14 protein-coding genes are annotated in these 12,126 nt (G+C 58.7%); 3 read left to right on the forward strand and 11 right to left on the reverse strand.

Annotated elements, in window-relative coordinates; all coding sequences use genetic code 11:
* Positions 1 to 65 precede the first annotated feature (65 nt).
* Together ACLD1Y_RS12255 and ACLD1Y_RS12260 are read left to right on the forward strand one after the other, a co-directional pair.
* Entirely contained in the window at positions 66 to 1,265 is a 1,200-nt protein-coding gene (locus ACLD1Y_RS12255; protein ID WP_429478227.1) for a CaiB/BaiF CoA transferase family protein, read from the forward strand.
* Positions 1,265 to 2,149 carry a TIGR02285 family protein gene (locus tag ACLD1Y_RS12260; RefSeq protein WP_429478228.1) on the forward strand — a complete coding sequence of 295 codons (885 nt, stop codon included), beginning with the start codon at positions 1,265 to 1,267 and terminating at the stop codon, positions 2,147 to 2,149. The genes ACLD1Y_RS12255 and ACLD1Y_RS12260 overlap by 1 nt, the downstream gene beginning before the upstream one ends.
* A gap of 174 nt (positions 2,150 to 2,323) precedes the next feature.
* Here the strand turns inward: ACLD1Y_RS12260 and ACLD1Y_RS12265 are convergent, their stop codons facing one another.
* Positions 2,324 to 2,605, reverse strand: coding sequence for a DUF3509 domain-containing protein (locus ACLD1Y_RS12265; protein WP_429478229.1), 282 nt, complete (start codon positions 2,603 to 2,605; stop codon positions 2,324 to 2,326).
* 313 nt (positions 2,606 to 2,918) lie between these two features.
* Between ACLD1Y_RS12265 and ACLD1Y_RS12270 the strand changes: the two genes are divergently transcribed.
* The gene (locus ACLD1Y_RS12270) at positions 2,919 to 3,119 is read left to right on the forward strand and encodes a hypothetical protein (protein WP_429478230.1); all 201 of its coding nucleotides are present in this window, start codon (positions 2,919 to 2,921) and stop codon (positions 3,117 to 3,119) included.
* 85 nt (positions 3,120 to 3,204) lie between these two features.
* Here ACLD1Y_RS12270 and thrC read toward each other — a convergent pair whose 3' ends face one another.
* From thrC to ffh, 10 genes are all read right to left on the reverse strand, one after another.
* Complete coding sequence (gene thrC / locus ACLD1Y_RS12275; protein ID WP_429478231.1) at positions 3,205 to 4,614, reverse strand: threonine synthase; 1,410 nt, start codon at positions 4,612 to 4,614, stop codon at positions 3,205 to 3,207.
* A 67-nt stretch (positions 4,615 to 4,681) separates the two neighbouring features.
* Complete coding sequence (locus ACLD1Y_RS12280) at positions 4,682 to 5,986, reverse strand: homoserine dehydrogenase (protein WP_429478232.1); 1,305 nt, start codon at positions 5,984 to 5,986, stop codon at positions 4,682 to 4,684.
* Positions 5,987 to 6,070: 84 nt separating this feature from the next.
* Positions 6,071 to 6,802 (reverse strand): thioredoxin fold domain-containing protein, encoded by a 732-nt coding sequence (locus ACLD1Y_RS12285; protein WP_010207987.1) that lies wholly within the window; start codon positions 6,800 to 6,802, stop codon positions 6,071 to 6,073.
* A gap of 142 nt (positions 6,803 to 6,944) precedes the next feature.
* Positions 6,945 to 7,841 (reverse strand): site-specific tyrosine recombinase XerD, encoded by an 897-nt coding sequence (gene xerD, locus ACLD1Y_RS12290; protein ID WP_429478233.1) that lies wholly within the window; start codon positions 7,839 to 7,841, stop codon positions 6,945 to 6,947.
* Between the two features lie 81 nt (positions 7,842 to 7,922).
* Positions 7,923 to 8,336 (reverse strand): acyl-CoA thioesterase, encoded by a 414-nt coding sequence (locus tag ACLD1Y_RS12295; RefSeq protein ID WP_017736774.1) that lies wholly within the window; start codon positions 8,334 to 8,336, stop codon positions 7,923 to 7,925.
* 82 nt (positions 8,337 to 8,418) lie between these two features.
* Positions 8,419 to 8,769, reverse strand: coding sequence for a 50S ribosomal protein L19 (gene rplS / locus ACLD1Y_RS12300; protein WP_003175895.1), 351 nt, complete (start codon positions 8,767 to 8,769; stop codon positions 8,419 to 8,421).
* 45 nt (positions 8,770 to 8,814) lie between these two features.
* Positions 8,815 to 9,588 carry a tRNA (guanosine(37)-N1)-methyltransferase TrmD gene (gene trmD / locus ACLD1Y_RS12305; protein WP_185708141.1) on the reverse strand — a complete coding sequence of 258 codons (774 nt, stop codon included), beginning with the start codon at positions 9,586 to 9,588 and terminating at the stop codon, positions 8,815 to 8,817.
* Positions 9,570 to 10,106 (reverse strand): ribosome maturation factor RimM, encoded by a 537-nt coding sequence (gene rimM / locus ACLD1Y_RS12310; RefSeq protein WP_056858695.1) that lies wholly within the window; start codon positions 10,104 to 10,106, stop codon positions 9,570 to 9,572. The genes trmD and rimM overlap by 19 nt, the downstream gene beginning before the upstream one ends.
* A gap of 5 nt (positions 10,107 to 10,111) precedes the next feature.
* Positions 10,112 to 10,363: a 30S ribosomal protein S16 gene (rpsP, locus tag ACLD1Y_RS12315; RefSeq protein WP_025854836.1), complete on the reverse strand. Its 252-nt coding sequence runs from the start codon at positions 10,361 to 10,363 to the stop codon at positions 10,112 to 10,114.
* Between the two features lie 250 nt (positions 10,364 to 10,613).
* Positions 10,614 to 11,990 carry a signal recognition particle protein gene (ffh, locus tag ACLD1Y_RS12320; RefSeq protein ID WP_003193965.1) on the reverse strand — a complete coding sequence of 459 codons (1,377 nt, stop codon included), beginning with the start codon at positions 11,988 to 11,990 and terminating at the stop codon, positions 10,614 to 10,616.
* Positions 11,991 to 12,126: the final 136 nt, after the last annotated feature.

Below are 12,126 nucleotides of genomic sequence, written 5' to 3' on the forward strand. Positions count from 1 at the left end.
ATCCATGACCACCCGCCTATGTTAAAAGGCTTAACGCTACCGCCATCGCGCAGACAAGGATCCTCATGTCGTTTAATGCCAAACCCCTCGCCGGCCTGAAAGTCATCGAACTCGGCACCCTGATCGCCGGCCCGTTCGCCTCACGCATCTGCGCCGAATTCGGTGCCGAGGTGATCAAGGTGGAGTCCCCGGACGGCGGTGATCCGCTGCGCAAATGGCGCAAGCTGTACGAGGGCACCTCGTTGTGGTGGTTCGTGCAGGCGCGTAACAAACAATCGCTAACACTGAACCTCAAGCACCCGGAAGGCCTGACGATCCTCAAGCAGTTGTTGGCAGACGCCGACATCCTGATCGAGAACTTCCGTCCCGGCGTGCTGGAAAAGCTCGGCCTAAGCTGGGAAACCCTGCACGCGCTCAACCCCAAGCTGGTAATGGTGCGCCTCTCAGGCTTTGGCCAGACCGGACCGATGAAAGATCAACCGGGGTTTGGCGCAGTGGGCGAGTCCATGGGCGGGCTGCGCTACATCACGGGTTTCGAGGACCGCCCGCCGGTGCGCACGGGCATTTCCATCGGCGATTCCATCGCGGCCTTGTGGGCGGTGATCGGGGCACTGATGGCGCTGCGGCATCGCGAGGTCAACGGCGGGCTGGGCCAAGTGGTGGATGTGGCGCTGTATGAAGCCATCTTCGCCATGATGGAAAGCATGATCCCCGAGTTCGACGTGTTCGGCTTCATTCGCGAGCGCACCGGCAACATCATGCCGGGCATTACACCCTCCTCCATCCACACCAGCGCCGACGGCAAACATGTGCAGATTGGCGCTAACGGTGACGCCATCTTCAAGCGCTTCATGGCCGCCATCGGCCGTGAGGACCTGGCCAATGATCCGCAGCTTGCCAGCAATGACGGGCGTGATGGCCGTCGCGACGAGTTGTATGGGGTGATTGATCGCTGGGTCAACTCGTTGCCGCTGGACCAGGTGGTCGACGCCCTGAACAAGGCCGAGGTGCCAGCGAGCCGCATCTACAGCGCCGAGGACATGCTGGGTGACCCGCAATTTCTTGCCAGGGAGATGTTCCTCAAGGCCCAACTGCCCGGCGGCAAAGACTTCAAGATGCCAGGCATCGTGCCCAAGCTGTCCGACACCCCCGGCAGTTGCGAATGGGTGGGGCCGCAGCTGGGCGAACATAACAGCGTGGTGCTCAACGGGCTGGGGTATGACGCCGCCGCCATTATCCGCTTGCGTGAGGAAGGCGCAATCTGATGCCCCAATGGTGCAAACGCTGGTTCACGCAGCTAAGCCTCACCGCCGCAATCCTCGGTGGCGGGTCCTTGCCTGCGCATGCCGAGGACACGTTGATTTGGTTGCTGCGCGATTTGCCGCCGCTGACCATTTTCGAAGGGCCAGGCAAAGGCCAGGGCGCGCTGGACCAACTGCTGCCGATACTGATCGAGCATCTGCCGGAGTATCGGCATCAGGTGCTACACGTCAATCGCGCGCGCGGCATGCAGATGATGCGTGAGCCCAGCTTCACCTGCGACCCATCATTGCTGTGGACGGCGGAGCGGGCCAAGTACATCGTGTTTTCCAGCCAGGCGTTTGTGGTTGCCAGCAATGGGGTCACGATCCGACGCAGCCAACAGGAAGCCATGGCACCTTACATCTCCGAGGGCCAGTTCGACTTGCAGGCGTTCCTCGATGCGCATAAAGCACGGGTGGGTGCCATTGCGGAGCGCAGCTATGGGCCCATCATCGATGAACGACTCAAATATGCCGATGCCCATAAACTGGCACTTCACTACGGCAACGATGCCTTGGGCAGCCTGCTGCAAATGCAACGCCTGGGGCGGCTGGAGGCGGTGCTGGGCTATTGGCCAGAGATCCGCTACCACGCGATGCAGCAGGACATCGCCGCAGACGAGCTGAGCTTCTATCCCATCAAGGGTTCAGCGCCTTACCAGCGCACGCACATTGGTTGCTCGGACACGGCCCAAGGGCGCCAGGCCATTGAGCGGATCAACCAGGTACTGCGCGAAATTCCACTGGAGCAGGTACAACAGTCCTACGCCTCGTGGTTGGACCCGGTGATGCGCGAGCGCTACCTGCACGACAATCCAAGTTTTTTCCAAGACTCGCCGGAACCGTGACGGATCGCAGGCAAAAAGAAACCCCGAAGCGTGGGGAGACACTTCGGGGTTAAACGTGGCCTGTAAATAAAGACCAGTACAACAAGGCACAAACACCGGAGCACAATGTTTGCTCTTGCTGTTATGAAATCTGACCGGCCACGTTGTAGGAAGTTTCCATCTATAAACAATTCTTCATGCAGCGGCGGCGTTGCGCGTCTGGGCAGCGCTGCGCAAGGCCGCGATGACCGAGGGTTCCAGACGCCCTTCGGCGATTTTAATGTCCCGTAGCAGGCAGTCCACCACATCCACCAACACACGCTTGTCCATCAATTGGGCCCGGTCAACGTCACGCTCGACCACGATGGCGCCGGCAGGGTTCTTCACGGTCACGATGGAGTCCTGCACACCAGAGGTGGTCAGCGTAACCTGATAAGGGCTCAGTGCTTCTTCGAGCAATAGGCTGATACTTTCCATCTCGATCACCACTCAATAGTTCGGGAACAATCGGTTCAACGGGAGCTGCATCTATCCTAAGTGACTGGTCGTGACGTAGGAAAGTTCGCTTTATCGTCTTTATGGGGCCGCCAGGGGTGACGGATTCCAGCATGCGCTTGCAACATGACAGGGAAAAAACGGCCGCACATGAATGCTTACGCAATGGGTGGTTGTTTTGGGGTTTGGCGGCGGCTGCGGCCGAAGGTGAATCCTATACTCGATGAGCGCTGGTCACGCTGCTACGCAGATAAAAGCGCATGTCAAAAGGCCCTTATTGCGAAGGATGAAGACGATGCTGGAATACGACAAAGAGCATGCTGCATTGGAGAAAATTCACGCCGACATATCGCGCATCTATGCGGAGCAACGCAAGCTCAACGCCGAGGCTCACAAAATAACCCGCGAGAACTTCTGGTACCCCATGGGTGTTGCAATGGCCGTTGTCGCAACGATTGCTTCCATTACAGGAATGGCCATTAAGCTTTTCTTATAATTCATCACCCGCTGGGCCTGTAAAAAACAAAAAACGCCGCTGACCCAAGGAAGGGAAAGCGGCGTTTTTGTCTACGCGGTTCGCCTTACAACGGCTTACCCCGGTTGCCATGCTGGCTCACAAACGCCTGCACAGCCTTAAGGTCATTGGCCAACACCGTGCAACGCTCTTCACGCTCGAACAGGTCGGCCAGGTGCACCGGCAATTCCAGCGCTTTGCCAACGCCAGCCTTCTCCACCGCTTCCGGGAATTTAACCGGGTGGGCGGTGCCAAGGATCACCATCGGGATATCCAGGCTGCGACGGCATTCGCGGGCGGCCTTCACACCAATGGCAGTGTGCGGGTCGAGCAGTTCGCCGGTCTGGGCGTAGACCTCTGCGATGGTTTCGCAGGTCTGTGCGTCGTCCACGGCCAAGGAGTCGAACAGCTTGCGGGTTTCTGTCCAGCGCTCTTCATCCACGCTGAAACCGCCGCCGCTTTTGAAGGTGTCCATCAGGCCGGCAATCGCCGCGCCGTTGCGACCGTGCATGTCGAACAGCAGGCGTTCGAAGTTCGACGAGACCATGATGTCCATGGACGGCGACAGCGTAGCGTGCAGGGTTTCCTTCACATACTGGTTGCCGCTCATGAAGCGGTGCAGGATGTCGTTGCGATTGGTGGCGACGATCAACTGGTTGATCGGCAGGCCCATGTTGCGCGCCAGGTAACCGGCGAAGATGTCGCCGAAGTTGCCGGTGGGCACCGAGAACGACACCGAACGCGCCGGGCCACCCAACTGCAGGGACGCGTGGAAGTAATAGACGATCTGGGCCATGATCCGCGCCCAGTTGATCGAGTTCACCGCCACCAGACGCGTGCCCTTCAGGAAGCTCTGGTCAGCGAAGCTGTTCTTGACCATTTCCTGGCAGTCATCGAAGTTGCCTTCGATGGCGATGTTATGGATGTTCTCACCGAAGATGGTGGTCATCTGGCGACGCTGTACTTCCGACACGCGCTGGTGCGGGTGCAGGATGAAGATGTCGACGTTTTCGCAGTGTTTGCAGCCTTCGATGGCGGCCGAGCCGGTATCGCCGGAAGTCGCGCCGATGATCACCACGCGCTCGCCGCGTTTTTGCAGCACGTAGTCGAGCAGGCGACCCAGCAGTTGCAGGGCGAAGTCCTTGAACGCCAGGGTCGGGCCGTGGAACAACTCCAGTACCCACTCATTGCCGTTCAGTTGACGCAATGGGGCGATAGCGCTGTGGGAAAAGACGCCGTAGGTCTCCTCCAGGATCTTCTTGAAATCCGCATCCGGAATGCTGCCGGTGACGAACGGGCGCATCACGCGGAATGCCAGTTCGTGGTACGGCAGGCCAGCCCACGAAGCGATTTCTTCCTGGGTGAAGCGTGGCAGGTTTTCCGGCACGTACAGGCCGCCGTCAGTGGCAAGGCCTGCCAGCAAGACGTCTTCAAAATTCAGGGCCGGTGCCTGGCCGCGGGTGCTGATGTAACGCATGACTGGCTCCTCTAAAACATTCTCGAACAGAGGCCGCCGCTCGCACGGGGCCTCTGGAACAAATCGGTTAGTTCAAGTGTTCGACGCGGATGCGCACCACAGGGCCGACCACGCCTTGCAGGGCTTCCAGGGCGGCGATGGCATCGTTCATGTGCTGCTCGATCACGCGATGGGTCAGCAGGATCATCGGCACTTGGCCGTTTTGCTCCTCGACTTCCTTTTGCATGATCGACTCTATGTTGATGCCGCGCTCCGACAAGATACTGGCAACCTGAGCCAACACGCCCGGGTGGTCCTGGGCCTGGATGCGCAGGTAGTAGGCACTTTCGCAGGCTTCGATCGGCAAAATCGGATGGGCCGACAACGAATCCGGCTGGAAGGCCAGGTGCGGCACACGGTTTTCCGGGTCGCTGGTCATGGCGCGAACCACGTCCACCAGGTCGGCGATCACCGACGAAGCGGTCGGCTCCATGCCGGCACCGGCACCGTAGAACAGCGTGGAACCTGCGGCGTCACCGTTGACCATCACAGCGTTCATCACGCCGTTGACGTTGGCGATCAGCCGGTCGGCCGGGATCAACGTCGGGTGCACACGCAGCTCGATACCGGCTGGAGTGCTGCGCGCCACACCAAGATGCTTGATGCGATAGCCCAGGGCTTCGGCGTAGTTCACGTCCGCAGTGGTCAGCTTGGTGATGCCTTCGGTGTAGGCCTTGTCGAACTGCAGCGGGATACCAAAGGCGATGGACGCCAGGATGGTCAGCTTGTGGGCGGCATCGATGCCTTCCACGTCAAACGTCGGGTCGGCCTCGGCGTAGCCCAGGGCCTGGGCTTCAGCCAGCACGTCTTCGAAGGTACGGCCCTTCTCGCGCATCTCGGTGAGGATGAAGTTACCGGTGCCGTTGATGATGCCCGCGACCCAGTTGATGCGGTTGGCAGACAAGCCTTCACGGATCGCCTTGATCACCGGGATACCACCGGCCACGGCAGCTTCGAACGCCACGATCACGCCCTTCTCGCGGGCTTTGGCGAAGATCTCGTTGCCGTGCACGGCAATCAGCGCCTTGTTGGCGGTGACCACGTGCTTGCCATTCTCGATGGCCTTGAGCACCAACTCGCGGGCCACGGTGTAGCCGCCCACCAGCTCGATGACGATATCGATTTCAGGGTTGGTGGCAACGGCGAAGACATCGTTGGTAATCGCAATACCGGTCGTTTGGAACTGAGGCTTTGGCGAACGCGTGGCAATTTGCGCCACTTCAATCCCACGGCCTGCGCGGCGGGAAATTTCTTCAGCATTACGCTGAAGTACGTTGAAGGTGCCGCCACCGACGGTCCCTAACCCACAGATGCCTACTTTGACCGGTTTCACTGAAGAACTCCCCATGAAACGGCCGACGCGAGGTCGGCCGTGGAAAACAGCCGCACGACTGCGGCTTAAAATTGACGATACGGTTTATTTGGCACTGAGCGCCAGTTTGGCAACTTGTGGTGCTGGCTGGTAGCCCGGAATCACTTGGCCATCAGCCAAAACGATGGCCGGTGTACCGTTCACGCCAATGGACTGGCCCAGCGCAAACTGCTTGGAGACCGGGTTGGCGCATTTGGCTGCCTTGATTTCCTTGCCATCGACCATCTTGTCCATGGCCGCTTTCTTGTCGGCCGAGCACCAGACTGCCTGCAACTGTTCGTCACCCGGCGAACCCAGGCCCTGGCGCGGGAACGCTACATAGCGTACTTCCACGCCCAGCTTGTTCAGCGCCGGCACTTCGGCGTGCAACTTGTGGCAGTACGGGCAGGTGGTGTCGGTGAACACGGTGATGTGGGTCTTGGTCTCGCCGATGGCCGGGTAAACCACGGTTTCCGCTACCGGAATGCCGTTGATCAGCTTGGACACGCCCAGGCGCTCGGCTTTCTCGGTGAGGTTGACCGGCTTGCCATCTTTAAGCTGGAACAGGTAGCCCTGGACGATGTACTGGCCATCGGCACTGGCGTACAGCACACGGCTGCCCTTGAGCTTGACTTCGTACAGGCCGGCCATGGGGCTGGCGCTGATGCTCTCTATAGGCGTATCGAGTTGCAGGTTGGCCAGGCTCTTGCGGATGGTCTGCTCGGCGGCGTCATCAGCGAAGGCAAACGTGGAAACCAACGCAATGGCTGCGGCGGCAATAATCTGGGTCAAGCGCATGGGAACTCCTGAAGGCAGATGCAGGGATGGGAGCAGGAACACCGGCTTGGAAACACGGGTTTGGGCCATCCCTCTAACTAACCGGCAAAGCCTACCACAGTTGGGCCGCAGGGCAGCCCGCAGCGGCTTAAATTGGCGTTATTCACCCGCGCGGGTGGTGCTTGGCGTGCATATCCTGCAAGCGCGCACGCGCGACGTGGGTGTAGATCTGGGTTGTGGATAAGTCACTGTGGCCGAGCAGCATTTGCACGACCCGCAAATCCGCACCGTGGTTAAGCAAGTGGGTGGCGAATGCATGACGCAGTGTATGGGGCGACAGGCTCTTACCAATCCCGGCAACCTTGGCCTGGTGCTTGATACGGTGCCAAAACGTCTGGCGCGTCATTTGTTCGCCGCGCTGACTGGGAAACAACACATCGCTGGGGCGCCCGCCAAGCAACTCACTGCGGCCATCACGCATATAACGCTCAACCCACACGATCGCCTCCTCCCCCATCGGCACCAGCCGCTCCTTGCTGCCCTTGCCCATCACACGCAATACGCCCTGACGCAGGTTGACTTGCTCCAGGGTCAGGCTGATCAACTCGGTTACCCGCAAGCCACAGGCGTACAACACTTCGAGCATGGCACGGTCGCGCTGGCCGATGGCTTCGCTTAGGTCCGGTGCGGCGAGCAAGGCATCCACGTCGGCTTCCGACAGGGATTTGGGCAAAGGCCTGCCGAGTTGTGGCATGTCGACCTGCAGGGTCGGGTCGAGGGCGATCAGTTTTTCCCGCAGCAGGTAGCGATAAAAGCCACGTACGCCGGAGAGAAATCGTGCGGTGGAACGGGGCTTGTAGTTTTGCTCCAGACGCCAGGCCAGGTGATCGAGGATCAGCTCGCGACCGGCGTTGGCCAGCTCCAGGTTTTTCTCCTGCAACCAGCCATTAAACAGGGCCAGGTCACTGCGATAGGCCTGGCGGGTATTGTCCGACAGGCCTTTTTCCAGCCAGAGGGCATCGAGGAAGCGGTCGATCAGAGGGTGGTCAATGGCGGGCATGGGGGCTCGGGCCTGGAAAAAGTGTGGTCAGTGACATCCTATCGCGGGCAAGCCCGCTCCCACAGGGGAGTGCATTTCAAATCAGTCTACAAACCCAGGCAGCACCGGCACCGGGCGCTTATCGGCATCAATGGCCACAAAGCTGAACACACCCTGGATCGCCCTTTCACGACCATCGGCACTCATGCTTTCCACAAATACTTCCACTTCAACCTTGAGGCTGGTGTTCCCCACTTTGATCACGCGGCCGATCAATTCAACGATGGAGCCGGCCGGGATCGCATGATTGAAGTCGATACGGTCGGTAGAAACCGTTACCAATGGCAAACGGCAAAACCGTGTGGCGGTGATAAACGACACTTCATCCATCCAGGCCAGCGCAGTGCCGCCGAACAAGGTGTTGTGGTGGTTGGTGGTCGGCGGGAACACGGCCTTGGTCACATGGGTAACAGACAGATCAGTACGGCGCTGGATTTCTTCTAGGCGGGTGGTCATGGACAAATACCGGTAAATGGACAAATTTCAGGCACAAAAAAGCAGCCCGTAGGCTGCTTTTTTCTGCATCGGGAAGCTGGACTTAAGCCAGTTTTTCCTTGATGCGAGCTGCTTTACCGGACAGGTCACGCAGGTAGTACAGCTTGGCTTTACGTACGTCACCGCGACGCTTAACGGCCATGCTGTCGATTTGCGGGCTGTAGGTCTGGAAAGTACGCTCTACGCCAACACCGTTGGAGATTTTACGAACAGTGAAAGCACTGTTCACACCACGGTTACGCTTGGCGATTACCACGCCTTCGAACGCTTGCAGACGCGAACGGTCGCCTTCCTTCACTTTCACCTGAACGACAATAGTGTCGCCCGGGGCAAAGGTAGGGATCTCTTTGGTCATCTGCTCTGCTTCGAGTGCAAGGATGATTTTGTTAGTCATGCTGTGCTCCTAAGGTAAGTCAATGGACCTACCATCGATACGTTGTTAACTATCGTCCCGCGCGAGGATGTATTCCTCGAGCAGCTTCTTCTCTTCTCCAGAAAGCGAGCGGCTTTCCAGAAGATCGGCGCGTCGTTCATAGGTCCGACCAAGGGACTGCTGTAAACGCCAACGCCGGATGTGTGCGTGATTGCCACTTAGCAATACGTCGGGAACACGCTGATCCGCATACACCTCCGGTCGGGTGTAGTGCGGGCAATCCAGCAAACCATCCGTGAAGGAATCTTCCTCCGCGGAGTCCGCATGCCCTAAAGCTCCAGGCAGCAGTCGTGTAACCGCATCTATCAGGACCATCGCCGGCAGCTCGCCGCCAGACAGGACATAGTCCCCAATCGACCACTCTTCATCGACATGAGCATCAATAAAACGCTCGTCAATGCCTTCATAGCGACCGGCAATCAGGATCAGTGCTTCCTCATTCGCCATGTCGCGTACCGCAGCCTGTTTCAGCTGGCGGCCTTGAGGGGACAGGTAAATTACCTTCGCCTTCTCCCCGGCAGCGGCCTTGGCCTGGGCCAACGCATCTTCCAGGGGCTTGATCTTCATCACCATGCCCGGGCCACCGCCAAATGGGCGATCGTCCACAGTGTGATGTCGATCCGTCGTGTAGTCTCGCGGGTTCCAACAGGTCAGCTGCAACAGCCCCTGTTTCACCGCCCGACTGGTGATGCCGTACTCGCTGATGGCGGAGAACATCTCGGGAAACAAACTGATCACTTCAATGCGCAAATTAGCCACGCTTAGAAGTCCGCGTCCCATTCCACCTTCATCTCGCCCGCTGCCAGGTCGACGGCCAACACACATTGCCCGGTATAGGGCAGCAAGCGTTCACGATCATCCAGGCTGCCAGCGCAAGGCTTGACCACCATTACATCATTGGCGCCGGTTTCCAGAAGATGATCGATTTTCCCGAGCAATTGCCCGAGTTGATCAATAACCTTCAGACCTTCCAGCTGGTACCAGTAGTACTCGCCGTCGGTTAATTCAGGGAACAGGTTGCGCGGCACGCAGATCTCATAACCGGCCAGAAGACGAGCTTCTTCACGATCATCAAGACCCTTGAGCTTTGCCACCAGGAACTTATCGCTCCCGCGTCCACTGACCAGCTCGACCTGTTTCACACTACCCTCGCGCTTGAGCGTCCAGGTTTTGTACTGCAACAGGTTTTCAGTCGGATCAGTAAAGGAATACACCTTCACTTCGCCGCGAACGCCATGAACAGAGTAAATCTTGCCGATAACGATCAAATCATCAGCAACAGCTGGCGTCGCGTTCATATTGCTCAGGCTGCGGCCTTAGCCGAGTCCTTCAACAGCTGAGCAACACGCTCAGATGGTTGTGCACCAACGCTCAGCCAGTAGGCTACGCGCTCTTGGTTCACGGACAGACGAACTTCTTGACCACGAGCGATCGGGTTGAAGAAGCCAACTTGTTCCTTGTGAGAGCCGTCACGTGGGTTGCGGCTGTCAGTTACGGTCAAGTGGTAAAACGGGCGCTTTTTGGAGCCGCCAAGGGCAAGACGGATTGTTAGCATGTGAACATCGTTCCTGTAGTCGGTGCTGCAAATCTAAATGCACAGCGGGCATAGGTGCCCGAAAGGCCGCATATTCTAAGGAATATCCGGACTTTTGCAAATGTCTTTTTCTGGCGCCTATCAGCGTGCCATTCAGATCTGCTATAGAGCCGTCGATTAAAACGGCAGGTCAGCCCCCGCCAACGGCGGGTTTGCTGGAGATCCCACATCCCTGTGGGTCGGAGCAGGAGCAGGCTCCCGCTCGAATTCTTTACATTTTCGGCATGCCGCCGCCGGGCAACATACCGCCCATACCGCGCATCATTTTGGCCATACCGCCCTTGGCGGAGAATTTCTTCATCATCTTTTGCATCTGCTTGTGCTGCTTGATCAAGCGACCGATGTCCTGCACCTGGGTGCCGGAACCCATGGCGATCCGACGTTTACGCGAACCGCTGATCAGTTCAGGGTCGCGGCGCTCGGCCGGGGTCATGGAGTTGATGATGGCTTCCATCTGCTTGAACTGCTTCTCTGCCGCGCCTTGGGCATTGCCCATTTGCGCCAGGTTCACACCGCCGATATTCGGCAGCTTGTCCATCAGGCCGCCAAGGCCGCCCATGTTCTTCATTTGTTGCAGCTGGTCGCGGAAGTCTTCGAGGTCGAAGCCCTTGCCCTTCTTCAGCTTCTTGGCCAGCTTGTCGGCCTTGTCCTTGTCGAGGGTGGCTTCGGCCTGTTCGATCAGGCTGAGCACGTCGCCCATGCCGAGGATGCGCGAGGCGATACGCTCAGGGTGGAACGGCTCGAGCGCTTCGCTCTTCTCGCCCATACCGATGAACTTGATCGGCTTGCCAGTAATGGCGCGTACCGACAGCGCGGCACCGCCACGGGCGTCGCCGTCGACCTTGGTGAGGATCACACCGGTCAGCGGCAGCGCATCGCCAAAGGCCTTGGCGGTGTTGGCCGCATCCTGGCCGGTCATGGCATCGACCACGAACAGCGTCTCGACCGGGTTGATCGCGGCATGCAGCGCCTTGATCTCGCCCATCATCTCTTCATCGATGTGCAGGCGACCGGCGGTATCGACGATGACCACGTCGATGAACTTGAGCTTGGCTTCTTTAATAGCCGCATTGGCAATGTCGACCGGCTTTTGGCTCAGGTCGGACGGGAAGAAGGTCACGCCCACTTCACCCGCGAGCATTTCCAACTGCTTGATGGCCGCCGGACGGTACACGTCGGCCGACACCACCATCACGGATTTCTTTTTGCGCTCTTTAAGAAAGCGCGCCAGCTTGCCGGCGGTGGTGGTTTTACCCGCACCTTGCAGACCCGCCATCAATACGACGGCCGGTGGCACGGCGCTGAGGTTCAGGTCTTCGTTGGCTGCGCCCATCAGGCTTTCGAGTTCGGCCTGGACGATCTTCACGAACGCCTGGCCTGGGGTCAGGCTGCGGGACACTTCGGTGCCCACTGCGCGCTCTTTGACCGAGTTGACGAAGTCCTTCACCACCGGCAAGGCGACGTCAGCTTCCAGCAACGCCATGCGCACTTCGCGCAGGGTGTCTTTAATATTGTCCTCGGTCAGCTTGGCCTTGCCGGTTACGTGGCGCAGCGTCTGCGAGAGACGGTCAGTCAAGTTTTCAAACATGCGCGATCCTTTCAGGCCCTACTCATCGAAATGCAGTGGTAGACCGAGGTAATGACGGCCCAGGCTGTGGTAAATCGCTATTAAAAACAGCGCTCGGCGAGCCTGCGGCGTGGGCAGGTCGCGGATTATAGCGAAG

The sequence above is a fragment of the Pseudomonas sp. 18175 genome (assembly GCF_050432925.1).
GTDB lineage: Bacteria > Pseudomonadota > Gammaproteobacteria > Pseudomonadales > Pseudomonadaceae > Aquipseudomonas.

Bases quoted from the DNA above. Each gene is read 5' to 3' on its own strand.
- ACLD1Y_RS12255 (WP_429478227.1), top strand. From the start codon at position 66: ATGTCGTTTAATGCCAAACCCCTCGCCGGCCTGAAAGTCATCGAACTC.
- ACLD1Y_RS12260 (WP_429478228.1), top strand. From the start codon at position 1,265: ATGCCCCAATGGTGCAAACGCTGGTTCACGCAGCTAAGCCTCACCGCC.
- ACLD1Y_RS12265 (WP_429478229.1), bottom strand. From the start codon at position 2,605: ATGGAAAGTATCAGCCTATTGCTCGAAGAAGCACTGAGCCCTTATCAG.
- ACLD1Y_RS12270 (WP_429478230.1), top strand. From the start codon at position 2,919: ATGCTGGAATACGACAAAGAGCATGCTGCATTGGAGAAAATTCACGCC.
- thrC (WP_429478231.1), bottom strand. From the start codon at position 4,614: ATGCGTTACATCAGCACCCGCGGCCAGGCACCGGCCCTGAATTTTGAA.
- ACLD1Y_RS12285 (WP_010207987.1), bottom strand. From the start codon at position 6,802: ATGCGCTTGACCCAGATTATTGCCGCCGCAGCCATTGCGTTGGTTTCC.
- xerD (WP_429478233.1), bottom strand. From the start codon at position 7,841: ATGCCCGCCATTGACCACCCTCTGATCGACCGCTTCCTCGATGCCCTC.
- ACLD1Y_RS12295 (WP_017736774.1), bottom strand. From the start codon at position 8,336: ATGACCACCCGCCTAGAAGAAATCCAGCGCCGTACTGATCTGTCTGTT.
- rplS (WP_003175895.1), bottom strand. From the start codon at position 8,769: ATGACTAACAAAATCATCCTTGCACTCGAAGCAGAGCAGATGACCAAA.
- trmD (WP_185708141.1), bottom strand. From the start codon at position 9,588: ATGGGACGCGGACTTCTAAGCGTGGCTAATTTGCGCATTGAAGTGATC.
- rimM (WP_056858695.1), bottom strand. From the start codon at position 10,106: ATGAACGCGACGCCAGCTGTTGCTGATGATTTGATCGTTATCGGCAAG.
- rpsP (WP_025854836.1), bottom strand. From the start codon at position 10,363: ATGCTAACAATCCGTCTTGCCCTTGGCGGCTCCAAAAAGCGCCCGTTT.
- ffh (WP_003193965.1), bottom strand. From the start codon at position 11,990: ATGTTTGAAAACTTGACTGACCGTCTCTCGCAGACGCTGCGCCACGTA.